The 22174-nt window shown below is 30.4% G+C and carries 27 protein-coding genes; 7 read left to right on the forward strand and 20 right to left on the reverse strand.

Annotated features, from left to right (window positions below):
* Positions 1 to 86: 86 nt before the first annotated feature.
* Positions 87 to 980, reverse strand: a complete 894-nt coding sequence (locus tag QVZ41_RS09035) for a YihY/virulence factor BrkB family protein (protein ID WP_302884244.1) — start codon at positions 978 to 980, stop codon at positions 87 to 89.
* A 142-nt stretch (positions 981 to 1122) separates the two neighbouring features.
* On the opposite strand from QVZ41_RS09035, the gene QVZ41_RS09040 reads away from it, so the two are divergent.
* Together QVZ41_RS09040 and QVZ41_RS09045 are read left to right on the forward strand one after the other, a co-directional pair.
* The gene (locus tag QVZ41_RS09040; protein ID WP_302884245.1) at positions 1123 to 1767 is read left to right on the forward strand and encodes a hypothetical protein; all 645 of its coding nucleotides are present in this window, start codon (positions 1123 to 1125) and stop codon (positions 1765 to 1767) included.
* A gap of 2 nt (positions 1768 to 1769) precedes the next feature.
* On the forward strand, positions 1770 to 3305 hold the full coding sequence (locus tag QVZ41_RS09045; RefSeq protein WP_302884246.1) for a GH3 family acyl-acid amido synthetase: 1536 nt from the start codon (positions 1770 to 1772) through the stop codon (positions 3303 to 3305).
* Positions 3306 to 3356: 51 nt separating this feature from the next.
* Here the strand turns inward: QVZ41_RS09045 and QVZ41_RS09050 are convergent, their stop codons facing one another.
* The 4 genes from QVZ41_RS09050 to QVZ41_RS09065 all read right to left on the reverse strand — a co-directional run bounded on the left by QVZ41_RS09050 (position 3357) and on the right by QVZ41_RS09065 (position 5040).
* The gene (locus QVZ41_RS09050; RefSeq protein WP_338140798.1) at positions 3357 to 4286 is read right to left on the reverse strand and encodes a carbohydrate kinase family protein; all 930 of its coding nucleotides are present in this window, start codon (positions 4284 to 4286) and stop codon (positions 3357 to 3359) included.
* 94 nt (positions 4287 to 4380) lie between these two features.
* Positions 4381 to 4587, reverse strand: coding sequence for a hypothetical protein (locus QVZ41_RS09055; protein ID WP_302884247.1), 207 nt, complete (start codon positions 4585 to 4587; stop codon positions 4381 to 4383).
* A 52-nt stretch (positions 4588 to 4639) separates the two neighbouring features.
* On the reverse strand, positions 4640 to 4846 hold the full coding sequence (locus tag QVZ41_RS09060; protein ID WP_302884248.1) for a hypothetical protein: 207 nt from the start codon (positions 4844 to 4846) through the stop codon (positions 4640 to 4642).
* A gap of 32 nt (positions 4847 to 4878) precedes the next feature.
* Entirely contained in the window at positions 4879 to 5040 is a 162-nt protein-coding gene (locus tag QVZ41_RS09065; RefSeq protein ID WP_073120065.1) for a DUF1328 domain-containing protein, read from the reverse strand.
* 183 nt (positions 5041 to 5223) lie between these two features.
* Here QVZ41_RS09065 and QVZ41_RS09070 point away from each other — a divergent pair, with 183 nt between their 5' ends.
* Positions 5224 to 6267 (forward strand): AraC family transcriptional regulator, encoded by a 1044-nt coding sequence (locus QVZ41_RS09070; RefSeq protein ID WP_302884249.1) that lies wholly within the window; start codon positions 5224 to 5226, stop codon positions 6265 to 6267.
* A gap of 3 nt (positions 6268 to 6270) precedes the next feature.
* Here QVZ41_RS09070 and QVZ41_RS09075 read toward each other — a convergent pair whose 3' ends face one another.
* The 7 genes from QVZ41_RS09075 to QVZ41_RS09105 form a co-directional block, all read right to left on the reverse strand.
* On the reverse strand, positions 6271 to 6480 hold the full coding sequence (locus tag QVZ41_RS09075) for a hypothetical protein (RefSeq protein ID WP_302884250.1): 210 nt from the start codon (positions 6478 to 6480) through the stop codon (positions 6271 to 6273).
* 10 nt (positions 6481 to 6490) lie between these two features.
* Complete coding sequence (locus tag QVZ41_RS09080; RefSeq protein WP_302884251.1) at positions 6491 to 6847, reverse strand: hypothetical protein; 357 nt, start codon at positions 6845 to 6847, stop codon at positions 6491 to 6493.
* Positions 6847 to 7176: a YtxH domain-containing protein gene (locus QVZ41_RS09085; RefSeq protein WP_302884252.1), complete on the reverse strand. Its 330-nt coding sequence runs from the start codon at positions 7174 to 7176 to the stop codon at positions 6847 to 6849. The genes QVZ41_RS09080 and QVZ41_RS09085 overlap by 1 nt, the downstream gene beginning before the upstream one ends.
* Positions 7177 to 7216: 40 nt before the next feature.
* The gene (locus tag QVZ41_RS09090) at positions 7217 to 7861 is read right to left on the reverse strand and encodes an SOS response-associated peptidase family protein (protein ID WP_302884253.1); all 645 of its coding nucleotides are present in this window, start codon (positions 7859 to 7861) and stop codon (positions 7217 to 7219) included.
* Positions 7862 to 7900: 39 nt separating this feature from the next.
* Positions 7901 to 8395, reverse strand: coding sequence for a Dps family protein (locus tag QVZ41_RS09095; RefSeq protein ID WP_302884254.1), 495 nt, complete (start codon positions 8393 to 8395; stop codon positions 7901 to 7903).
* Positions 8396 to 8528: 133 nt separating this feature from the next.
* A complete protein-coding gene (locus tag QVZ41_RS09100) occupies positions 8529 to 9443 on the reverse strand; it encodes a mechanosensitive ion channel family protein (protein ID WP_302884255.1) in 915 nt (304 codons plus the stop codon).
* A 108-nt stretch (positions 9444 to 9551) separates the two neighbouring features.
* Positions 9552 to 10316 (reverse strand): TIGR02757 family protein, encoded by a 765-nt coding sequence (locus tag QVZ41_RS09105; RefSeq protein ID WP_302884256.1) that lies wholly within the window; start codon positions 10314 to 10316, stop codon positions 9552 to 9554.
* Positions 10317 to 10653: 337 nt separating this feature from the next.
* On the opposite strand from QVZ41_RS09105, the gene QVZ41_RS09110 reads away from it, so the two are divergent.
* The 3 genes from QVZ41_RS09110 (at position 10654) to QVZ41_RS09120 (ending at position 14748) form a co-directional block, all read left to right on the forward strand.
* A complete protein-coding gene (locus QVZ41_RS09110) occupies positions 10654 to 12177 on the forward strand; it encodes a PhoX family protein (protein ID WP_302884257.1) in 1524 nt (507 codons plus the stop codon).
* An 82-nt stretch (positions 12178 to 12259) separates the two neighbouring features.
* Entirely contained in the window at positions 12260 to 14053 is a 1794-nt protein-coding gene (locus tag QVZ41_RS09115; protein WP_302884258.1) for a cytochrome-c peroxidase, read from the forward strand.
* 122 nt (positions 14054 to 14175) lie between these two features.
* Positions 14176 to 14748 carry a hypothetical protein gene (locus QVZ41_RS09120; RefSeq protein ID WP_302884259.1) on the forward strand — a complete coding sequence of 191 codons (573 nt, stop codon included), beginning with the start codon at positions 14176 to 14178 and terminating at the stop codon, positions 14746 to 14748.
* A 19-nt stretch (positions 14749 to 14767) separates the two neighbouring features.
* Here QVZ41_RS09120 and QVZ41_RS09125 read toward each other — a convergent pair whose 3' ends face one another.
* Genes QVZ41_RS09125 through QVZ41_RS09135 form a run of 3 tightly spaced genes read right to left on the reverse strand, consistent with a single transcriptional unit; the run spans position 14768 to position 17471 of the window.
* Positions 14768 to 15085: a hypothetical protein gene (locus QVZ41_RS09125; protein ID WP_302884260.1), complete on the reverse strand. Its 318-nt coding sequence runs from the start codon at positions 15083 to 15085 to the stop codon at positions 14768 to 14770.
* Positions 15063 to 16136 carry a cytochrome d ubiquinol oxidase subunit II gene (gene cydB / locus QVZ41_RS09130; protein WP_302884261.1) on the reverse strand — a complete coding sequence of 358 codons (1074 nt, stop codon included), beginning with the start codon at positions 16134 to 16136 and terminating at the stop codon, positions 15063 to 15065. Before cydB ends, QVZ41_RS09125 begins: the two co-directional genes overlap by 23 nt.
* A 3-nt stretch (positions 16137 to 16139) precedes the next feature.
* Positions 16140 to 17471 (reverse strand): cytochrome ubiquinol oxidase subunit I, encoded by a 1332-nt coding sequence (locus QVZ41_RS09135; RefSeq protein ID WP_302884263.1) that lies wholly within the window; start codon positions 17469 to 17471, stop codon positions 16140 to 16142.
* Between the two features lie 189 nt (positions 17472 to 17660).
* On the opposite strand from QVZ41_RS09135, the gene QVZ41_RS09140 reads away from it, so the two are divergent.
* On the forward strand, positions 17661 to 18338 hold the full coding sequence (locus QVZ41_RS09140; RefSeq protein ID WP_302884264.1) for a DUF2461 domain-containing protein: 678 nt from the start codon (positions 17661 to 17663) through the stop codon (positions 18336 to 18338).
* A gap of 1 nt (position 18339) precedes the next feature.
* On the opposite strand, the gene QVZ41_RS09145 is transcribed toward QVZ41_RS09140, so the two are convergent.
* From QVZ41_RS09145 to QVZ41_RS09165, 5 genes are all read right to left on the reverse strand, one after another.
* Positions 18340 to 19137, reverse strand: a complete 798-nt coding sequence (locus QVZ41_RS09145; RefSeq protein WP_302884265.1) for a carboxypeptidase-like regulatory domain-containing protein — start codon at positions 19135 to 19137, stop codon at positions 18340 to 18342.
* 20 nt (positions 19138 to 19157) lie between these two features.
* On the reverse strand, positions 19158 to 19532 hold the full coding sequence (locus tag QVZ41_RS09150; RefSeq protein WP_302884266.1) for a hypothetical protein: 375 nt from the start codon (positions 19530 to 19532) through the stop codon (positions 19158 to 19160).
* 69 nt (positions 19533 to 19601) lie between these two features.
* On the reverse strand, positions 19602 to 20609 hold the full coding sequence (locus QVZ41_RS09155; protein WP_302884267.1) for an endonuclease/exonuclease/phosphatase family protein: 1008 nt from the start codon (positions 20607 to 20609) through the stop codon (positions 19602 to 19604).
* Positions 20606 to 21451, reverse strand: coding sequence for a rhomboid family intramembrane serine protease (locus QVZ41_RS09160; protein WP_302884268.1), 846 nt, complete (start codon positions 21449 to 21451; stop codon positions 20606 to 20608). Before QVZ41_RS09160 ends, QVZ41_RS09155 begins: the two co-directional genes overlap by 4 nt.
* 3 nt (positions 21452 to 21454) lie before the next feature.
* Entirely contained in the window at positions 21455 to 22171 is a 717-nt protein-coding gene (locus QVZ41_RS09165; RefSeq protein WP_302884269.1) for a rhomboid family intramembrane serine protease, read from the reverse strand.
* Positions 22172 to 22174 lie beyond the last annotated feature (3 nt).

Below are 22174 nucleotides of genomic sequence, written 5' to 3' on the forward strand. Positions count from 1 at the left end.
CTCAGTTTTAACAAAGATTTATTGATAGGTCAATCTAAGGTTTAAAACTTTATGGCTTTGTTAATATAGAATGTTTTTATAAAAGTTTAATTTACATGTTTTGCATAGTGATTAGGGTGGAGTCCTTTACCATATTTTGAGGCATATACTTTTGTAAATTCTGCCCCTAAAAACAGAATTAAACAAGAGTAAGAAACCCATAAAAGTATTAAAATAACAGAACCAGCAGCCCCAAAAGTAGAACCAGGATTTGTAGTGCCAAAATAAATACCTAATGCAAATTTACCTATACTAAAAAGCAAGCTAGTAACAAAAGCACCTAACCAAACATCTTTCCATGAAATAATTACATCGGGCAGTATTTTAAAAATAAAAGCAAACAGTACAGTGATTAATCCTAAGGGGATAATAAAGTTTATGATTTGAAAAAGATATAGAATAAAATTAGAAAAATGACTTTGAATCCAATCTGTTAGGATGGTGATTAAAGTAGTTAGGACCAAAGAAATTAATAGTAGAAATCCTATAATTAAAACCACACCTAATGAAAACAATCGATCTTTTACAATTTTATAAAAACTGTTATTAGGTAAAGGTGCTACCTTCCATATGTTGTTTAGAGCTTTCTGCAACGCAATAAACATTCCTGTAGCACCATAAATTAAAGTTGCTACACCAATAATTAAAGCGATTTTGGATTGTTGGTCATCAAAAGAGTTTTGAAGCATGGTTTCAATTAAATTAGCAGAGTCATTTCCTAAAACACTAGATATCTCATGAATAATTTTATTTTTCACTTCGTTTTTATCATAAATCAGTCCTACAGAATGAATGGAAATAATCAGTAGTGCAGGAAATGAAAATAAAGCATAATAACTAACAGCAGCACTCATTTGAAAAGGACTGTTTTTATTCCAATTTTTATAAGTTTCAACACTTAGACTTTTAAATATCGCAAAATAAGTTAGGAGTTTTTTCATTGTTAATGTCTTTAATGTGTTGATAATATTAACGAACTTACTTTTAATTTTATAAATATTAAAGAATTCAATTTAATAGCGTTCATGTTTAATTTATATGGGTTCATAAAAGGGATGATTAGTGTTTAACTTGTAAATAGTTATGAAAACAAAGAACAAAATCATTTTAATCTTACTTTTTCCTATCACATTAGGATTTTTCTACAGCATGAATTCAAAAAAAATATCACATAAAATTATACCGAAAACAATTAAGGAAGAGGCATTAATTGCTTTGTCTCATTATCCTGATTTAAAAGATACAGCTATCGAGTTTGTCATCAAGCCAAGTTTAAAAACGTCTTTTATGAAAGCGCAGCCTGTTTTTAAAACCATTTTAAATCCATCAAAAAACAGAAGTTATAAAATTTATATCAGTGAGCATTTTATGGTTGAAAACAAAAAAGTAAGTCTTAATGAAATTCCTAAGAACGTATTAATTGGTTGGTTAGGTCATGAGTTAGGACACATCATGGATTATAAAAATAGAAGTGGAGTGGATTTAATTGCTTTTGGAATTAGGTATTTGTTCTCCAAAACGCATATTAGAGAGGCTGAAAGGGTAGCAGATTCATATGCAGTTTCTAATGGAATGGGAGATTATATTTTGGCAACCAAAAATTACATTTTAAATCATGCAGATTTTTCTGATGCTTATAAAAATAGAATCAAAAGATTGTATGTATCTCCTGATGAAATTTTAGAGTTGATTGCAGAAACAGATAGTATTAATAATTTAAAAGAATAGAAATGGCAATTATAGGAAGTATTATAAAAACAGCAATAGAGTTAAAAGAAACTTTAACACCAGAAATAGAACCCAAAGAAGCTCAGTTAGAAGTTTTAAAATATATAATTGAAAGAGGAAGAGATACAGAGTTTGGTCAGGCTTATGGATTTAAAGAAATTTTAGCATCCGACAATATTCAAAAAGCCTTTGAAGAAAAAGTACCTTATTTTGATTATCATCAAATGGAAAAAGAATGGTGGCATAAAACCATTAAAGGAAGACCAAACGTTTCCTGGCCTGGTAGTCCTCATTATTTTGCATTGAGTTCAGGAACTACAGGTAAAAAAAGTAAGAGAATTCCTGTAACCGAAGAAATGATTACGGCTATTAGAGATGCAGGAATTAAACAAGTAGAAGCTTTGGCTAATTTTGATTTGCCTGCAGAATTTTTTGAAAAAGAAATGATGATGTTAGGTAGTTCAACAGATTTACATGAAAATAATAATAAGTTAGAAGGAGAAATTAGTGGAATTTCTGCAGCCAATATTCCGTCTTGGTTTAGGGGATATTACAAACCAGGAGAAGACATTGCTAAAATTGATGATTGGGATGAGCGTGTAGAAGAAATTGCAGAAAGAGCCAAAGATTGGGATATTGCAGGATTGAGTGGAATCCCATCGTGGATGGAAATGATGATGCAAAAAGTAATTGAATATCATGGAGCAAATGATATCCATGATGTTTGGCCAAGTTTACAAGTCTATACTTCTGGAGGAGTGGCTTTTTCTGCTTATGAAAAAAGTTTTAATAAATTATTAAAACATCCTATTACGGTTATTGATACTTATTTGGCTTCAGAAGGTTTTATTGCTTTTCAAGAAAGACCAGAAACTTCTGCTATGAAATTGGTGTTAGACAACGGAATTTATTTTGAATTTGTGCCTTTTGAACCAGAGTATATTCTAGAAGATGGTTCTTTGGATCAGAAGGCTCCTGTGTTGAGTATTGATGAGGTTGAAAAAGATAAAGATTATGTGTTGTTAATTTCTACCGTGGCAGGTGCCTGGCGATATTTAATTGGAGATACCATTGCATTTACAGATGTTGAAAGAGCAGAAATTAAAATTACGGGTAGAACTAAATTCTTTTTAAACGTTGTAGGATCTCAACTATCCGTTAGTAAAATGGATGCAGCACTAAGAGAATTAGAAACAAAGTATGAGGTAGAAATTCCTGAATTTACTTTGGCAGCTACCAGAATTAATGAAGAGTTTCATCATCATTGGTATTTAGGAATTGATGATTCTTCTTTAAGTAATGAGGATATTGCTAAAACTTTAGATGAGTTGTTGTCAGAAGCTAATAACAATTACAAAGTAGCCAGAACAAAAGCATTAAAGGGTATAAAGATGAGTATTGTACCCACAAATGTTTTTACGGAATGGAATGCACATCAAAAGAAAAAAGGAGGACAGGTAAAAATGGCCAGAGTGATGAATGAAGAAAAATTTAAAGAATGGGAAGATTTTGTTTTTTCATTAAACAAAGTTTCATAAAAAAATAGAAGTAAAAGTTCAAATCATAAAATTTATGATTTGAACTTTTTTTTAGTTTAAAGTATCTAAATATTTGTTGATTTCTTCTTCCTTAATAGCAGGGTTAGCTCCTTGGCTACTAGCTACAATAGATCCTACGGCACAAGCAAAATCAATGGCTTTTTGCGGATTACCATTACTTAATAGTTGACTAATTAACGAAGCTAAAAAAGAATCTCCTGCACCAACAGTATCTGCTACTGTAATAGGAAATCCAGGATTGTAATATAATTTTCCTCTCCACAACAACACTGCTCCATCTTTTCCTTTGGTTACACATAAAGAATCTGTCTGGGTGTGTTTTGAAATAAAGTCAATATTATCTTCAATAGAAGTAAAAGTAGATCCTAGCTCTGAAGAAATTTCTAATAATTCTTCATCATTAAATTTTATAAAATCAGCATGGTTCATTAATATTTTTAAGGTTTCCATTTGGTAATGAGGAGCTCTTAAATTAACATCAAAAACTTTATAAGGCTGTTTGTTTTTTAATAGATGATATAACGTGTTTCTAGAAACTTCATCACGACAAGCCAAACTTCCAAATAAAAAAACATCGGATGTTTTTACAATTTTATCTAAGGTCTCATTAGGCTCCATTTTATCCCATGCAGACGGATGTTCAATAATATAGGTTGCTGATTTATGTTGATCTAACTCAACATTCACCAATCCTGTTGGATAGTTATTAGTTATAATACCCCTTGTGTTGATACCATTTTTTTGTAAATAATTAAGCAATGTTTTTCCATCCTCATCATTTCCAATAGCGCTAATCATAGACACAGGAAAACCAAAAGAATTTATTCTAGAAGCTAAATTTAAAGGAGCTCCACCAATTTTTTTTGCATGTTTAAAAACATCAAATAATATTTCACCGTAACTAACAAACTTTAGGTCTTTATTTTGAAACATATTAATAAGTAAATTTATTTTTAAAATAAAAAACCAGAGAAATTTCTCTGGTTTTGGAGCATATAAATTTAGGTTTTTATTCTTAAACTTAAATGAGGGTAAGTATTTATCTTTTTATAAATTATTCAGCAACATCTTCTGCTTCATCAGCAACTTCATCGGCTGCATCTTTTACAGCATCTCCAGCATCGTGTGCAGCATCATCGATGTCATCACCTACTTGTTCTATTTTATCTTCTACTTTTTCTGATTTAGATTTTTCTTTACAAGAGAAAGAAATGATAGATATAAATAATACGATTGCAATTGGTAAGATTGATTTTTTCATGATTTTTTTGTTTTTATGATTAATATTTAAGTTTTTGATTTTATTTAATAGGTTATTCAGTAGCATCTTCTACTTCATCTGCAACTTCCTCGGCAGCATCTTTAATTTCATCTCCCGCATCGTGTGCAGCATCCCCTATGTCATCACTTATTTCTTCTATTTTGTCTTCAACTTTTTCAGAAGTTGATTTCTCTTTACAAGAAAAAGTAAGGATTGAGGTAAATAATATAATAGCGATTGGAATGATTGATTTTTTCATAACGTGTTTTTTAAAGGTTGATAAATAAGTGTTTAAATCATTCTTTTCCCAAATAAAAGGGAGAGTACAAATAGAACGATAAAAATAAAGAATAGTATTTTTGCAATACTAGCAGCTCCTGCTGCAATTCCTGTAAATCCGAATAAACCTGCAATAATAGCAAGGATAATAAATGATATTGTCCATCTTAACATAGTATTTTTTTTAAAATTAATTACAGGTAAAGGCTTGCTTAAACCTGCTACTGTAAAGATAGTGAGAGAAGAAGGTTATAATTAACCCAATCGGTTTTGATCTGAACTCAATAGATTTTGGATTGTAAATTTTTCATGAATAATAAAATCCATAAGCTTATCTTTACATAAAAAATCCCTACTATGATAGAAATTAACATTACCGCCACCAATTTAAAAGAGTCTGTAAAACAGATACAACTTGTTTTAGGTGGTGAGATTAAAGAAAGATGGGGAGAGCATACCTTAACGATTAACAACCAAAAGGCTTTTGGGACCATTCGTTATATTGAGTTTGATAGAGGAGTGAGTATGTTTGAAATAGATATGCTTTTTAAGGAAGAAGTTTTATTGCTTAGAGATACTTCTTTGTACAATCCTATTCGTTTTTCTTATTGTTTGGAAGGATTTTACGAACATCATTTTCATCATACAACTGTTAGAAAAAAGATAGATCAGTTCCAGTCTGTTATTATTTCTGGTAAAGATGGTGGATATACTTATAGTTATTTGCCTAAAGAAGTAAAGTTAAGAACTAATGAGATTCAGGTATTGCGAAATAAATTTATGGGGAGAGCTTTAACACCTATGGATACCTTGAACGATCAGTTGCATGAAGTATTTTTAGATACAGATCATGAGAATAAGTTTTCTTATTTTGGAGCACATAATTTAAAATTGGCAGATCATATTAACTTTTTATCGAACATTAAAAAGAAAGGGTTGATTAAAATGTTGTTGATAGAAAGTAAGGTTTATGAAATTTTATCGCAACATATTTTTCAGCATAACCAGGCTATGAATGGTCAAACATTGGAGACTTCTTTATTAAAAAGTGAACTAAAGTTGGTTAGAAAATATGCTAAAAAAATAATAAAAACACCTGCTGTTAATTATTCTTTAGAATCTATATCCGAAGAAACAGGATTAACTCAAGCCAAGCTTCAGGAAGGTTTTAAGTTATTATATAACAGAACTGTTACCGAGTATATTAGACATATTAGATTAAAAGAAGCTAGAGATTTGATGAATACTACTGATTTGAACGTATCTGAAATTGTATATACGGTTGGTTTTAGTAGTAGAAGTTATTTTTCAAAAATATTTAAAGCTAAATTTAATATTAGTCCAAGTGAATATTTAAAAATGAGGAATGAAAAAACGCTTCTTCAAAGTGAAGAAGCGTAATGTTTATTGGGCTTTGTTTCTATTTCTAAATAAAAAATCAATTCCATATTGGGTTGCTTTTTTTAAGAAATAAGTTTGAAGCCATTGGTAAGGTTGAAAGTTTTCTACGGTACTATTTTTTACGTACTTTAATTCTTCAATCGCAATTTTTCTTTTTAGCTGCAATACTTTTAAGTCTCTATTTATTTCCGCTAAGTTTTTATACTCTTTCATGTTGATGATATTATTCTGTTGAGAAAAAAGTTTTAGAAACCATTTTTATTACACGACCTTCTATTAGTGGTTTTCTAAAAAGATAAATAAGAATTGTAATTACAAATAAAACTCCGGAAGAAAGTAATAATGCATAATGAATACTACCTAATAAGTCTTCAAGTAACATGATACTTTCTATAATTAGTAAAATAAGTACCATAAGAAGTAAAGAACCAATAATAAAGCTTTTAAAGAGTAAAGCAAAAACTTTGTTTATTTGCTCAAAAGTTTTTAACTCAACATAATCTTTGGTAGCATTTATATAGTCCTCACTGCTTTTGGCAATTTGCCTCGAAGTTTTATTGATGTTTTTTAATAAACTCATTATGATTTCTGTAATTTCTTATTTTTCTCTTTCAAAATTTCTAACTGTTTTTCTAAGGATGTTATCACATCTTCTGCCTTATGGCTTCCAGTAGAAACTAAATCCTCTAATTGCTCTTCTAAAGTTTCTTTTTTAGAGCTAATGCTATCAGCAACACTGTTTCTTAAAGATTCTGCTTCGTTCACTAGTGTTTCTCCAGTTTCAGTTACTTTGTCTTTAATTACTTTTCTTGTTTTACTTCCTTTTGCAGGGGCAAATAAAACTCCCAAAAGTGCTCCAGTAGTTAATCCTGCTAATATTCCCAATGCTGTGTTTGTATTCTTACTCATGTTTTTGATTTTAAAGTTAATAATATTTTTTTTGATGATGCTATGAATACTCCAAAGAGTCTTTCACTTGTGTAATATTTAGTGGTAGGCAAGAAGAATTTGGAATAAATCCTTCTATTTCATCTATGCTTATATCATCAGATAACCATAAATTTTTATCATTACTATTTATAATAGTGGGCATATATTTGGTCAAGTTTTGATACTTTTTTATTGCTTCATTTTGTGGGGTAAGCAATAATGTAAAAGTTAAAAAACCATCATTTAATTTGTTGTAATAACCTGCTAAATAAAAAGGTTGATTTTCTTTAACAGAAACGAAGTATTGATGTGTTTTACCATTTTTTAAATAAGTAGTAAAAAAACCTGTGACTAAAATTAAACAACGATTGATGTTTTTAATTTTATTAATAAATTCACTGTTTTTTAGTTCATCACTTTTAATGGTTAAAGTATCTACCAAATTTTGAAACTCTAGCCAATCTTCGTTATAATTTTCAGGTAATAATCCCCATATGGCAAAAGATATTTCATGTTGATTTTCTTGCGTAATAATGGGAACTATGGTTTCTTCTTTTCCAGTAATCATATAAGATTCTTTATATAGCTCTGGATGCTTTAATGGAATTCCTGTGAACTCTATTAAGGCATTTTTTGTGGCCATATTTGAAATTTTAAATTTCATAAAAATCTTGTTTTAATTTCTGTATTCCTTGTTTTTTAACTAGGCAGTTTCTACTTCTTTTTTGGTACTTTTTTTAGACCAAGCATTTAACATCCAACTTGTTTTTTCAAGCTCTCTAATGTATGCACCAATCAAATCAATAGTTCCTTCATCTTCTGCATTTTCACAAACTTTAATGATGTGAGACATTTTGGTGATTAAAATTCCGTGGTCAGATAATAAGGTTTCTACCATTTCAATATCTTCTAACAAAGTATCAGATTCTTCAATTTTAGACATTTCTAAATAATCACTGTATTTACTTACAGGGTGATGTCTTAAGGTTAAAATACGTTCTGCAATTTCATCAATTTTGGTTCTTGCATCAGTGTACATTTCTTCAAACTTTTCATGTAAGTCAAAAAAGTTTCGACCTTCTACGTTCCAATGAAAATTTCTTAGTTTTTGATAATAAATATGATATTCGGCCAATAAGCCATTTAACTCACTTACTACAGGTAGTAATTTTTCGTTATTTTGATTTAAATAATTCATTTTAAAAATGTTTTTTTGAGTTCATAAATAGGTTGTTAATAAGTACCTAACAACTGTGTATTACAAAGGTAATGTAGATGTGTTTTGAAGCTTAGCTCATATAATTTACATATGAACTCTTATGCTATAAAGATTAAGAATCTTCGTTGTTAGATGAGTTAACGGTAAAGTTTTTGGGCATGTCCAAAGTTCTAATTGGGAACGGAATATTAATATTGTTCGCTTTATAAGCTTCTTTAATTAACATAATACATTCACTTTTGGCTTTGGCAACTTCTAAGGCAGAAGTAGAATTGATCCAAAACCTTAGTTCGTAATCAATAGAACTATCTCCAAACTCTCTCCATAAAAACAAGACTTCTTTTTGATTGGTTACCACATCAAAATTTTTTACAACTGTATCAATAGTTAAATCTTTTACCTTTCTTAAATCCGATTCATAACCAACGCCACATTCTAAAATTACTCTAGATTGTGCTGTAGAAGAAAAGTTTTTTATAGGATGTTCTACCACTAATTTGTTTGGAATGTAAACCAAATTGTTGTCAATTTGTTTAAGGGTAATGGCTCTTAAATCAATATCAATCACTTCCCCTTCATAATCATTGGTTTGAATCCAATCTCCAAATTTTACTTGTTTGATGTAGGACAATACAATTCCAGAGTATGTATTAGATAATACTCCTTGTAAAGCCAAACCAACAGCCAAACCAGCAACCCCAACACCGGCTAAAATGGTGTTTAAAACTTTGTTAAGATTAAGGATTCCTAATATTAGGAAAAGACCAAATAGAATAACTACAATGGCGATGAACTTAGAAATTAAGCTCTTCATTGAATGTTGTAGCTTGGTTTTGTGTAAGAGTTTTAAACTGAATCTGCTAATGTATTTAGAAGCGATGATCACAATAAAAAAAACTACAATAGCAATTACCACATTGGGTAAGTTTACCACAATAATATCTAACCAAGAAATGATTTTTTCGGTCATTTTATCCCAAGCATCATTAGCTCTATTGGTAATCAATTCTGTAATGTTTGGAGCCATTTTGTAGTTTTTAAGTTTGTTTCCACAAAACTAAAGTATCATTACAGTTTGTCTTGGCTCATATAATTTTGATGTGAACTCATTTACTATTCATAAATAATTAACAATTTAAAAACCTTCAAAAACCCCCAAGCCGAATAAAGCAAAGTCATATTTAACAGGATCTTTCTTATCTAGCTTTCTTAGGTTGATGTCTAACTCTAACAAGGCTTTGGCATCATTTTGTTTTCGAGTAATCAAACCTAGTTTTCTGCCAACATTTCCGGTGTGTACATCTAATGGACATGATAAATATGATGGAGAAATATTTTTCCAAACACCTAAATCTACACCTAATTTGTCTTGCCTTACCATCCAACGTAAAAACATATTAATGCGCTTGGCAGCAGAACCTTTAAAAGGATCGGAAACATGTTTGGTTGTTCTGGCAGGGTGTGGAATTTCAAAAAACACTTTTTTAAACTCGTGTATGGCTGGTTGTAAAGAGTTGTTAGAAATATTATTCGCAAAAATTTGTTCCAATCCACCGTGATTTGTGTATATGTTTTTTAAAGATTTTATAAAAAACTGTAAATCAATTCCGTTAAAGGTTCGGTGCTTAAAATCCGTTAATTTTTCTAAATTTTCTTCGGTGTGATGCATCACAAAATCAAAAGGAGTATTGCCAAGTAAATCCATCATTAATAAACAGTTTTTAATAATCATGGGGCGTTTTCCCCAAGAAATAGTAGCAGCCAAAAAACCTGCAATTTCTATATCTTCTTTTTTAGTAAATAAATGTGGTATTTGTACTGGATCACTATCAATAAAATTTCTGTTGTTATATTGTTGTGCTTTTTTGTCTAGAAATTCTTTTAATTCGGTTTGGGTCATGTCTTAAATATATAAAGCATACTAAAAGTACAAATTTGCTCTAAGCCCAACCTTTTAAATTCAATATTCATCAACTTTTAAAACTATTTACTTTTTATTTTTTGAGTTTGTAAACCTTTATAACCAATATAAATAAGTGTGTAAATAAGTGTTAACACCGTAAATCCCTTAAACATAAGGGTTCATGAAAAAAAAGGTAGGTCAGGGTAAACTTTTCTTAACAAACTTTACATAGAACTAACAAAAATAGCAGGTTTTCTTAAAGCTTAGCTTACATACTTTATTAAGATCCACCGTTATGTTTGTCACATCAAAAAACAAAACAAATTTATTTAAAATGAAAAAATTATTAAGATTATCATCATTAGCTTTAGTTGCTGCAGTGGCAATTTCTTGTGGAGAAGATGGTTTAGACGGAATGAATGGAGTTGATGGAGCAAATGGAAAAGATGGAAAGGACGGTCAAGATTATACACCTCCTACTACAGAGACTATGTTTGAGAACAAATCAAATTTATACCCATTGGTTAAAATGCACTCAGACTTTAGTGGTGTAGAAGCTTATTCTTTGTTAAGTTCTTCAGACAAATTATCTAACGGATTTCAATTGTTAGGTGCTCAAGACGGAGCAGGTTTATTAAATGATCCAAATAGTGATGGGTATTTATATCTTTCAAATGCAGAAGATGATTATGCAGTATCTCGTATTTATTTTGACAAAAACATGAATCCAATCAAAGGAGATTGGTTGTTAAACGGAGAGGTTGCAGATAGAGCACGTCAATGTTCTGCAACTATGTGGGAAGCTGCCATTCATGGAGGAGATAAAGATTTATTTTTATCGGCATCAGAAAGCATTTCTTATGACGTAAAAGGAATAGATCCTTATATAGAAACACCTACACCAACAGCAGATTTTGGATTAGACGCTTTAGGAGAATTCTCATGGGAAAATGCAGTGCCTTTACCAAAAGATGCTTTTTCTGGAAAAACGGTGATTATTGGAGGTGACGATGATTCTAGTGGTTCTGAAGGACAAGTAACTATGTACTTGTCAGAAAATGGAGATGCTGATTTAGAAAATGGAAAAATTTATGTGTTAAGATTAAAGCAAATTTCTGATGGAGCAGGAGGAGTTCAAGCGGTAACTCCTGGAAATATTTATAACGAAAGTAACTTAGATTTTCAAAAAACTTACGATGTAGAATTTGTAGAAATTGTAGATGGTAAGGATATGACTAAAGATGAAATGGAAACAGCTTGTATTGCTGTACAAGCTTCTGCTTTTATGAGAGTAGAGGATGTAGATTATCAAAAAGGTTCTGACGCAAATGGTAGAAATGTGTTTTTTGCAGTAACAGGTCGTGGACCAGGTAAAGGTACCTATAATGACTGGGGAACAGTATATAATCTAAAATTAAATGAAAACAATCCTTTAGAAGGAACATTAACTCAAATAGTTAGTGGAAATACGGATTCAAACAATGCGGATGGAAATGTAGCTAGTTTACAAAGTCCTGACAATATTTGTGTCACAGAAAACTACGTATATTATCAAGAAGATCCTAATGCTTTTTCTAGAGGACATGCAGCTTACATTTATCAATCTGATTTAGAAGGTAACAATAGTAAGGTTGTTTTGGAGTTGATAGTAGAGCAAAATTTAGCTGAGAATGGAACTACTGGGTTAAGTGGAGAATTTGGAGCTTTAACAGATGTTTCGGATAAAGTAGGAGAGCCAGATACTTTTATGTTAAACTTACAGCCACACTACTGGAAAAGTGCAGATTTTGTAAAAGGAGCTGCCTTTCAACACAATCAAGGTGGTCAAATTGTATTGTTAAAAGGATTGCCTAGATAATTTTAGACCAAGCAAAATATAATAAAAAAGGCCTCCATTATATCCATGGAGGCTTTTCCTATAATTTATAATTAAATAAAAAATGAATCAATATAAATATTGGCTGTTAGTAGTAATGGTTTTTCTTGTTTCTTGTAAAGAGAATCATGATAAACAAGAAAAGAAAGTGAATTTTGAAAAAGCCCATAAATTTTATAGTGATCACATCAATCAATCTTTAGTGTACATAGATTCTTTAGCTATGTATTCTAATGATGATTCTATGGCAAAAGAAATTTTTAAAAAATTAAGAATTGAATTTAAAAAAGCAGAGCCTTTTGCGGCCTGTTTAAGCCCAGAAGTAGGACATCAGGCAAATGGACCAGCTTTACCATTTTTCACGGATGATACACAAAGAGTACTAAGTCCTATTGGACTTCAAAAAATAGAAGAATCCATTTATGAAGGAGGCGTACCAGAAAATGTTTACCAAGAAGAAATAAAGTTAACCAAAGGGTTGTTATATGTTTTGAAAAAAGCAATCGATAAAAGAGAGCTAACTCCCCAACGTTTTTTTGTAGCAACACATCAGCAACTAATGAGAGTAGTAAGCTTGGCTATGGCTGGTTTTGATACACCAGTAAGTCAATTAAGCATACAAGAAACAGCAGTCTCTTTAAATAGTTTGTTATATGTATATCAAAATTCAATTCAACAGTTAATTATTGATAAGAATAAAAAGTTAAATGATGAATTTGTTGTAAACGTCCGAGAAGCTGTAAAATATATTGCTAATCATCCTGATTTTATCACTTTTGATAGATTTACTTATACTAGAGATTATCTAAATCCAATTACCAGAAATTGGGTGGCTATAAGAAAAGCAAGTGATTTGTGGGAACCATCTGAATACTATCCTTTTAATTTTGATGCTCCTACTTTTTTTGAGGAAGATTCTTTTAATAAAAAATATTTTGCAGAACCTAATAACAGAACGCCATCAGAAGCACAAATAGCTTTAGGAGAAAAATTATTTTTTGATAAAAACTTATCAAAAAATAATGATATGTCTTGTGTTACTTGTCACGCTCCAAGCAAAGCTTATATAGATGGAATAAAAGTTAGTAAAGACAATCAAGGAGGTTTCCAGCTCAGGAACACACCAACGTTGATTAACTCAGCTTTTCAGAAAGCTTTTTTCTTAGATGGGCGTTCCACTACTTTAGAATCTCAAATAACAGGAGTCTTTATAAATAGCAAAGAGTTTGATGTAACTGTACATCAGTTTTCTACCGATATTTTAAAAGATTCTAGTTATGTAAAAGATTTTAAAAAAGTATTTGGGAACGTACCTAGTAAAAACACAGATATTATTAAGGCTATTTCTTCTTATGTAGCGACCTTAAATGGTTTTAGTTCTAAGTTTGATAAAAATATTAGGGGAGAAGAAAATACGTATACAGAGAGTGAAAAAAGAGGCTACAACTTATTTATGGGAAAAGCATTGTGCGCAACATGTCATTTTATGCCTTTGACTAATGGAACAGTTCCTCCCTTTTTTAATCAAACAGAAAAAGAGGTGATTGGAGTTCCTAAGACAAATAAAAACAAAGAATTAGATGATGATTTTGGTTTTTACACAATGTATAAAGAACCTATTCATAAAGGTATGTTTAAAACACCAACACTTAGGAATATTGAGTTAACAGCTCCTTATATGCACAACGGAGTCTACAATACTTTAGAAGAAGTAATGGATTTTTATAACAAAGGAGGGGGAGCTGGTTTAGGTTTTGATTTGCCACATCAAACCTTACCTTTTGATGAATTGAATTTATCGGAACAAGAAATTAAAGACATTATTGCTTTTATGAAAACGTTAACGGATGTTATATAAAAAACTATTTTAAAATAAAAAACATGAAAAAGAATGGTTGGTAACAACTATTCTTTTTTGTTTGAAAGAGGTTTTAAGCTGTTTTTTTTTTAATTATATTTATAAATAAAAAAAAGCAAAAAATGAAAGAAAAATCTATTATAACATTAATAGCCATTATGTGCTTCTTAAGCTCGGTAGCTCAAGACACTGAAAGTTTTAATAAATTATTATCTGAAAATCAATTGGTTTTTGAAAAGCCTGAAGGTTTTACAGAATGTGAAGTCGTTAAGAATCCAAATTTATTTTACAATTATGCTATGAAACATAATCAAGATTCATTTGAGGTTAGATATAGTATTGTTCCATTGGACTCCATAAATAATAGAGTAGGAGATGCGATGTTTATTGCTACTCTTGTTAATGTTTCTCAAGCAAAAGTTGAAAATTTGCCTAAGAACGGAGCTATACCTCCAAAAGACGTTAAAACTCAGTATGGAGCTGATTCTGCAAGAGTAACTGCAATTTTTGAAGCAAATTCAACATTTGCAAAAGATTATAAATATTGTATGATGGTATTTTTACATAAAGAGAATGCCGCGAATGTTTATATGTCATATCTTAGTAACGATAATAATCATGAAAATTATAAAAAAAATCTTATAAAAGTTTTACCAGCACTGAGATTTAAACAAGGTGTTATAGGATATAAATAATAAAAGAACCTCCTCTATTTTAGGAGGTTTTTTTGTATAAATATGTAGCTAATAAAAATAATAGTATGCCTCCTAGAGTAGAAACCATCAAGTTGATAATAAATGGAAATATGTTTATCTGATGATTCATCATAACATCAGTTGGAGTAAAACCCAACCTACCAAAAGTTTTCATCAATAAAATACTTCCAAAAACACCAATAATGGTATTTCCTGTAAAACCAAATTGCTTTTTGTTTGAGATATAAGCATATAGGTTTACGCTTATAATTCCAACAAGAATACTTAATAAAGAAATAGAAGTTTCAGTCATATTAGTGTCCGTAATCCATATCATCAATTTTACCTGCTAATAATTTCTTTTGAATGATGAAATAGATAATTAATAATAGAATTCCAATAATCATCCATGGAACAGCAACAGACATTCCGTAATCGCTTGTAGCGGTATTATAAATAGTTAAATCTGGATTTACATCATTGGTAGAAGGCAATAAGGTAGGGAACATGGTTGCTAAAGTAGACGTGACTCCTCCTGTAATAATCAAACAAGAGCAGATAAATCCATATACTTCTTTTTTAAATTTTTTGATGAAGAACAAACCAATCAATCCTACAAAATATACCATAGGAAATATTAAAAAGATGGGGTATTCTAAATAGTTTGCCAAAGGATGAGGTTCTATAATATGCCAAATACTTACCGAAAAAACTGTTAAAACAGTCAACGTGATGTTTAAATTAAAGATGACAGATTTTAATTTTGTATTGATACTAGCATTGGTTTTTAAAATAATCCAATTGGCACCATGAATGGCCAAAGTAACTACAGCAATAATTCCGATGACAATAGTAAACCAATCTATTACGCCAGGGTGAGTAGTAGAAGGACTAAAACTGGCATTCCATAAAGGCAAGAAAAAATAATGAGCTTCATAAATTGAAGTACCATTTTCTACTCCTCCTAAATTAACTCCTCTAGCAATATTTCCTAAAGCAATACCAAAAAACAAAGCCAATAACAAACTAGAAACACCAAAAGATTTATCCCAAATGGTTTTCCAAATAGGGTGGTCTATTTGACTTCTTAGTTCTAATCCTATAGCTCTAAAAATAATCAACCAAAGCACAATAATTAATGGTAAATAAAATCCACTAAAGGCAGATGCGTATAAAGTTGGAAAAGCCATGAATAACAATCCACCAGCAGCTACTAGCCAAACTTCGTTAGAATCCCAAAAAAGTCCTGCTGCTTTGGCAATGACTTCTTTGTCCTTTTCTTTTTTAGCCAAAAATAAATGAATAATTCCTGTTCCAAAGTCGTACCCATCTAAAATAAAAAAGATGGTTAAAATAATTGCTATGATAACAAACCAAAAGATTTCCATAGTTTAATGTTTTTGATGTTGAGGTCCGTGATAAATTGTTTTTCCTACCAATACTAAAAATAACAAGCCTAAAAGCATGTAAAGGGCTACAAATCCTAATAAGGTGAATAAGGTATTTCCTGATGATACGGTTGGAGAAACACCATCAACAGTTTTTAACAATCCATAAACCAGGTAAGGTTGTCTTCCTAATTCTGCCACATACCAACCGGTTAAATTGGCTATAAAAGGAAAGGGAACTAAGAATAAAATAGTCCACAATAAAGGTTTAAAACTGTATAGTTTTTTTCGGTATAGAAATAAGACTGAAACGGCCATAATTCCAATAAAAATAGTTCCCAAACCAACCATAATATGATAGGAATAATACAACGCAGGAATGTTGTCTGGTAATTCACTTTTATCAAAATGATCCATTCCAATAATTTGCTTGTCCCATTCTTGATAGGTTAAAAAGCTAAGAATGTTTGGAACGGCTATTTTGTTGTCTAATTTTTTTTCTACCATATTGGGTTGACCAATCAATACAATTTCTGCTCCAGCATCTTCTGTTTCAAAAATTCCTTCCATAGCAGCAAAAGCAGCAGGTTGATATTTTGCTACATTTTTAGCATTTAAATCTCCTGTTGGAAAAGCGACTAATAAACTTGAAATCAAGCCGATGATGACTCCTGTTTTTAAGAATAATTTTCCGTGAGCTTCGTGTTTTTTAATCAATAAATAAAAAGCACCTATACTTCCCACTACAAAAGAGGAAGTAACCAAAGAGGCCATTTGATTGTGCAAAAAGGCTGGTAATAACCAAGGATTATTAAAGAGTTGAGAAAAATGTGTCAATACAAATTTTCCATTTTCTAAAACCTCAAATCCTACTGGGTGTTGCATCCAAGCGTTGGTGGCTAAAATTAAATATCCACTTGCCCATGAACCTAAAAAAACAAAAAATCCTGTCAAAAAATGAAGTTTTTGTCCCATCAACTTTTCACCAAAAATAAAGAGTGCTAAGAAAGAAGATTCTAAGAAAAATGAAAAGGTTCCTTCCATGGCCAATGTCTGACCAATAATTCCTCCTGTAAGTTCAGAAAATTTAGCCCAGTTGGTTCCAAACTGAAACTCCATCGGAATTCCAGTAATAACTCCCATTGTAAAATTGATGGCAAAAATTTTCATAAAAAATTTAGCTGCATCATTATAAATTTCTTTGTTTGATTTTAAATAATATCCTTTAAAAAGAATAATTATTAAAGAGAGTCCCATGGTTAATTGTGGGAAAATGTAGTGGAACGTGATCGTGAATGCAAACTGCAAACGATCATAAAAAATCATGTCTTCCATGCTTGATCTAATTGTGACTATGAAGTCTATAAAATTGGAGTCTAAAACACTAGATTTACTAAGGTTTTAGCGTTTAAATTGAACACTTAAATTTAAGTTATTTTTTTAGTTTAAACTTTATTTAAAAGAGAAAATGAAGTGTGTTTTCGCATGAATTTGTACATTTATAAAAATCAAAAACAATACAGCATGTCTATACAAATTCAACCGTCTATTTTTAAATTTTTGAATGCTTTAAAAGAAAATAATACTCGTGAATGGTTTGCAGAAAACAAGGCTTGGTTTACCGAGGAAGAAATTCAGTTAAAAGCCTTTTTTACCAAAATTATGGAAGGTTTAAGAATAGAGGATGATATTGAAGGAATGAAAGCTTATAGAATTTACAGGGATGTACGATTCTCTAAAGACAAGTCACCTTATAAGATTTACAGAAGTTGTAGTTTTAAACGAGCAACAGAAGCATTAAGAGGAGGATATCATGTAGAAATTACTCCTGGTGGTTCTTTTCTTGCTTGTGGTTTTTGGGCTCCTAGTAAAGAGGATTTGTTAAGAATTAGAAAAGAGTTTGAAATGGATAGTGATGAAATTAATGAAATCATCAACTCTGTAGCCATTCAGAAAACTTTTGGAGGTTTTCATAATGGAGAGGCTTTAAAAACAGCTCCCAAAGGTTTTGATAAGGAACACAAGGCTATAGATTTGATACGCAAAAAAGATTTTATCCTATTAAGAAAATTCACTGATGAAGAAGTACTTGATCCAAATTTCTATAATGAAGTGATAAAATCTTTTAAAGTTGCAAGACCTTATTTAGATTATATGAGTGATGTGCTAACGACTAACTTAAACGGAGAGTCTTTAATTTAAATTATTTTGTTTTGGAGGTATTTCCGTTCTTAACAGCTCTACGATTGTCGTAACATTCTAAAACAGCTTCGATTAATTGTAAATCGGTAGCCTTAGTTATAAAATAAGGAGAGTAATCACAATCTGATAAAACTTCGGTTAGCTTGTTAATATCCATTTGTAAATAATCTAAAATAATCTCTCTATCAAATCGATCTGCTAATATTTTACGAGTAGCATCTTTGTCTTTTAATTCTTTTAAATCTTTAAGTTTTCTGGGTTTAGATCCAAAAAGGTTATAAACAAAATCAGCAGGATTGCTAATGGTAACTCCACCAGCTCCTAAACTTGTTCCAACTCTACTGTTTTGTGTTTCATAGGTTTGTTTTAAACCATTGATATGAATTCTATTATATCTGTCTTTAGGGACATTTTTAACGTCAATTTCTAAAACTCCAATAATTTTATAAGCTTGTACATTTACTTCTGGTAATTGTTCTACTCTTGGAAATAAATCAACATTTAACTCTGTTCCTTTGGACAAATCTCGGGTAATTTTTAATTTGATGGATTCAAATCCTAAACTAGAAATTAAAAGGGTATCACTTTCAGTAACATCAATTTCAAAAAGACCTTCTTTGTTAGACACAACACCATCAATATTTGTTAAATTTAACAAAGTTGCTCCTTGAATAGAAGTACTATCTACAGCACTGGCAATTTTTCCTTTAATGGTAAATTTTAATAAATCTTGTGCAGAACTGTAAGTATAGGTTAAAAGACAAAGTGCAAGGGTTATATATGTAATTTTTTTTCTCATAATCTAGTATTTGTAAAGTGTTATTTACTTTGCCTGTAGGAATTTTTTTTATATGGTATGTCTCCTTTTTGGCATTTGTCAATAGCAGGAGTAATGTTAATAAATTCAGAATCTAATACTTCTTTAGGACCTCTGTCTAAATACCAAAAAGTCAATCTGATTCTTTTTCCATTTCTACATCTAAAAGTATACATTCCTTGGTCTGTAACCCAACCATTGTATCTTAGGTCAGAGGTGTTGATGTTTTCTCTGACAGGAATTCTAAAATCATTAAATATAGAATAAACTTCTACTTCTTTTTGTGCATCAATTTCTTGATATTTTTTTTCAATATCTTTATCAGTCTCTTTTACTTCTTCCTCAAGTGGTACCTCTCTTTGCGAAAAAGCATCCATACAGACAAAGCTACAGAGGATGTAAAATAGTATAAAAAAACGTTCTTTTATCATTCTAAAATAAAGATACTAATTATTTAAATTGATTCTTGCCATCACCGGATAGTGATCCGATAAATTTACATCATAAGTTGTAAACTTACCAACTTCCATGCTATTATCTGGTAAAATAAAATCTATTCTAAATGGAAAGAAATAATGATAAGATTTACCAAAATTGATGCCAGCTTCTACAAAAGCATCTTTTCTTCCCTCCATAATTTCATGATAATTCCATGAAAAAGCAGTATTGTTGAAATCTCCAGCAACAATGGTTTTATAAGGACAATCTTGAATGTGTTTTTTTAAAACTTTAATTTGATGTGATTGTTCACTAAAAACAGATTTAAACCTTTTAATCAAAGCTTCGTTATCCTTGTCTCCGTAATGTTTTTTTTGGGTGTCTAGCCTAAAAGACTGTAAATGAACATTGTAAACTCTAATGGTTTCTTTGTTTATTTTTAAATCAGCATAAATAATATTGTTCGCTGTATTTTTAAAGTTGATAGCTCCTTTGTCTAAAATCTTGTATTTGGTGTAAATTGCAATACCGCTAGCACTTGTTTTGTAAACATATGAATTGGTTATTTTAATGTGCACATTTTTTTCATTGGTATATTCTTGAAAACAAACAATATCGGGGTTTTGTTTATTAATAAAATCACTAATGTCTTGCTTTACAGTTGGAGACTTTATCCAATTATAAACATTAAAACGTCTTACATTAAAAGACAATAGTTTGATGTCATTGTCTTTAATTACTTCTTTATCATCAAAAGAAAAGAAGGCGTTAAAAGTTGACAAACCAATAAGTAATACAATGGTTGATAGTAAAAATTGAACTTTAAGTTTGAGGATCCAAAAAACCAGAAATATACAATTTGTAATTACGATAGCAGGATAAGCCAAACTTAATATAGCAATGGTTGGATGTTTTTCGGGATCTATAAAAGGCAAAGCGTAGGTAAATAACAATAAAACAGCTACAAGACTGTTTATAAAAAACAGCAACTTGTCAAAAAAGTTTAGTTTTTTCATTTTTTACCTTGTTGAAACAAAAATTCCTTTTCTTCTTTGCTCAAAGAGTCATAACCAGATTTACTTATTTTTTCTAGAATGATGTTTATTTTCTGTTGTACCTCACTTGGTGTAGGTGTTGGTTTTCTTTTGTTAGTTGATTTGTAACTTGTCTTCAACGGAGATTTTCTTTTAAAAGTGTTTTTAAATGGGTTAGAAAAAGAAATTTTATTTTGATAATAAATGGCTAAAAAACCATACAAAGCTCCTCCTAAATGAGCTAAGTGTCCGCCTGCATTTCCATCGGGTAGTTGAACCAAGTCTAAAGCCACAAAAATTAATGCAATGACCCAAAGTTTTACAAAACCTATAAATCTAAGTTTTAGTTCATAATTAGGCATGTAGGTGGTCAATCCAATTAAAATAGCCATAATTCCAGAAGAAGCTCCAACCAATGTTGCATTTTGACTTTGTAATGCAGGAAAATAATTATAACTAAAAATAAAAATAAGTCCTCCAAAAACAGTTCCCCATAAATAAAAAGAAAGGAGTTTTTTAGGAATAAAATAATCAACAAATAAGTTTCCTATATAGTATAGAAAGATAAGATTGAACAATAAATGAATAAATCCACCATGCATAAAACCATAGGTAATCAATGTCCATGGCTTTATTAAAAATGCATCAACAGAAGCGGGTAAAGCTAGCCAAGTATAAAAAACATTGCCATTACTACCAAAAAGCCATCCCAAACTACCTAATAAATAAGTAAGTATAAAGACAGCAATGTTTACAAATATGAGTTTTTCAACCACTGACCCATATTGGTACTTATGTTTTATTTGTGCAAAAATATCGTTCATATTTTAATACATTCTATATTGATTTTTCTTCCAAAAATAAGCCATAATTAAACCAATAACGGCTCCTCCTACATGAGCAAAATAAGCGGTGTTTACAGGACTTAATAAAGGTTGTCCTGTAATTCCAGAAATTAAATCGGCAATAAAAATTACAGGAATAAAATACTTGGCTTTTACAGGTAATACAAAATATAAGTATACTTCGGCATTTGGAAAATACCAAGCATAAGCGGCTAACAAACCAGAGATGGCTCCAGAGGCCCCTAACATTTGCATGTTGTATATGCTGTTGGCAGTTTCTAATTGTTCATTTTTATAAATTTTTGTAGCACTGAACAAATCATAAATTTCTTGTTTGTTAGATCCCATATTTATCAAAGCATCAACAGCTCCAGTAAATTCAAAATGACGTTCCAATAAATAAATCAAACTGGCTCCAATTCCTGCAGAAAAGTAAAAGAATAAAAACTTATTCTTCCCAAATAATTGCACCATTGGAGTTCCGAAAAAATACAAAACCAACATGTTAGAAAAAATATGCATAAAACTACCATGCATAAACATACTGGTTACCAACTGCCAAGGTTTAAAATCAGGGTTTTCAAAATAATGCAAGTTAAACATCGCTCCAAAATCTACATTTTGCATGCTCATTGTAGCTACAAAAAATAAAATATTGATGATGATAATATGTTTAATAATGTCTGGTAATCTGTTCATAAT

The sequence above is a fragment of the Wenyingzhuangia gilva genome (assembly GCF_030519655.1).
Taxonomy (GTDB): domain Bacteria; phylum Bacteroidota; class Bacteroidia; order Flavobacteriales; family Flavobacteriaceae; genus Wenyingzhuangia; species Wenyingzhuangia gilva.

What these genes read in the sequence shown, in the direction of transcription:
- QVZ41_RS09065 (WP_073120065.1), bottom strand. Translation starts at nt 5,040, where the DNA reads ATGTTAAGATGGACAATATCATTTATTATCCTTGCTATTATTGCAGGT.
- QVZ41_RS09105 (WP_302884256.1), bottom strand. Translation starts at nt 10,316, where the DNA reads ATGACCCAAACCGAATTAAAAGAATTTCTAGACAAAAAAGCACAACAA.
- QVZ41_RS09070 (WP_302884249.1), top strand. Translation starts at nt 5,224, where the DNA reads ATGATAGAAATTAACATTACCGCCACCAATTTAAAAGAGTCTGTAAAA.
- QVZ41_RS09040 (WP_302884245.1), top strand. Translation starts at nt 1,123, where the DNA reads ATGAAAACAAAGAACAAAATCATTTTAATCTTACTTTTTCCTATCACA.
- cydB (WP_302884261.1), bottom strand. Translation starts at nt 16,136, where the DNA reads ATGGAAATCTTTTGGTTTGTTATCATAGCAATTATTTTAACCATCTTT.
- QVZ41_RS09120 (WP_302884259.1), top strand. Translation starts at nt 14,176, where the DNA reads ATGAAAGAAAAATCTATTATAACATTAATAGCCATTATGTGCTTCTTA.
- QVZ41_RS09055 (WP_302884247.1), bottom strand. Translation starts at nt 4,587, where the DNA reads ATGAAAAAATCAATCTTACCAATTGCAATCGTATTATTTATATCTATC.
- QVZ41_RS09165 (WP_302884269.1), bottom strand. Translation starts at nt 22,171, where the DNA reads ATGAACAGATTACCAGACATTATTAAACATATTATCATCATCAATATT.
- QVZ41_RS09150 (WP_302884266.1), bottom strand. Translation starts at nt 19,532, where the DNA reads ATGGATGCTTTTTCGCAAAGAGAGGTACCACTTGAGGAAGAAGTAAAA.
- QVZ41_RS09100 (WP_302884255.1), bottom strand. Translation starts at nt 9,443, where the DNA reads ATGGCTCCAAACATTACAGAATTGATTACCAATAGAGCTAATGATGCT.
- QVZ41_RS09145 (WP_302884265.1), bottom strand. Translation starts at nt 19,137, where the DNA reads ATGAGAAAAAAAATTACATATATAACCCTTGCACTTTGTCTTTTAACC.
- QVZ41_RS09115 (WP_302884258.1), top strand. Translation starts at nt 12,260, where the DNA reads ATGAATCAATATAAATATTGGCTGTTAGTAGTAATGGTTTTTCTTGTT.
- QVZ41_RS09140 (WP_302884264.1), top strand. Translation starts at nt 17,661, where the DNA reads ATGTCTATACAAATTCAACCGTCTATTTTTAAATTTTTGAATGCTTTA.
- QVZ41_RS09045 (WP_302884246.1), top strand. Translation starts at nt 1,770, where the DNA reads ATGGCAATTATAGGAAGTATTATAAAAACAGCAATAGAGTTAAAAGAA.
- QVZ41_RS09075 (WP_302884250.1), bottom strand. Translation starts at nt 6,480, where the DNA reads ATGAAAGAGTATAAAAACTTAGCGGAAATAAATAGAGACTTAAAAGTA.
- QVZ41_RS09060 (WP_302884248.1), bottom strand. Translation starts at nt 4,846, where the DNA reads ATGAAAAAATCAATCATTCCAATCGCTATTATATTATTTACCTCAATC.
- QVZ41_RS09155 (WP_302884267.1), bottom strand. Translation starts at nt 20,609, where the DNA reads ATGAAAAAACTAAACTTTTTTGACAAGTTGCTGTTTTTTATAAACAGT.
- QVZ41_RS09135 (WP_302884263.1), bottom strand. Translation starts at nt 17,471, where the DNA reads ATGGAAGACATGATTTTTTATGATCGTTTGCAGTTTGCATTCACGATC.
- QVZ41_RS09080 (WP_302884251.1), bottom strand. Translation starts at nt 6,847, where the DNA reads ATGAGTTTATTAAAAAACATCAATAAAACTTCGAGGCAAATTGCCAAA.
- QVZ41_RS09110 (WP_302884257.1), top strand. Translation starts at nt 10,654, where the DNA reads ATGAAAAAATTATTAAGATTATCATCATTAGCTTTAGTTGCTGCAGTG.
- QVZ41_RS09095 (WP_302884254.1), bottom strand. Translation starts at nt 8,395, where the DNA reads ATGAATTATTTAAATCAAAATAACGAAAAATTACTACCTGTAGTAAGT.
- QVZ41_RS09085 (WP_302884252.1), bottom strand. Translation starts at nt 7,176, where the DNA reads ATGAGTAAGAATACAAACACAGCATTGGGAATATTAGCAGGATTAACT.
- QVZ41_RS09035 (WP_302884244.1), bottom strand. Translation starts at nt 980, where the DNA reads ATGAAAAAACTCCTAACTTATTTTGCGATATTTAAAAGTCTAAGTGTT.
- QVZ41_RS09160 (WP_302884268.1), bottom strand. Translation starts at nt 21,451, where the DNA reads ATGAACGATATTTTTGCACAAATAAAACATAAGTACCAATATGGGTCA.
- QVZ41_RS09125 (WP_302884260.1), bottom strand. Translation starts at nt 15,085, where the DNA reads ATGATATGGATTACGGACACTAATATGACTGAAACTTCTATTTCTTTA.
- QVZ41_RS09090 (WP_302884253.1), bottom strand. Translation starts at nt 7,861, where the DNA reads ATGAAATTTAAAATTTCAAATATGGCCACAAAAAATGCCTTAATAGAG.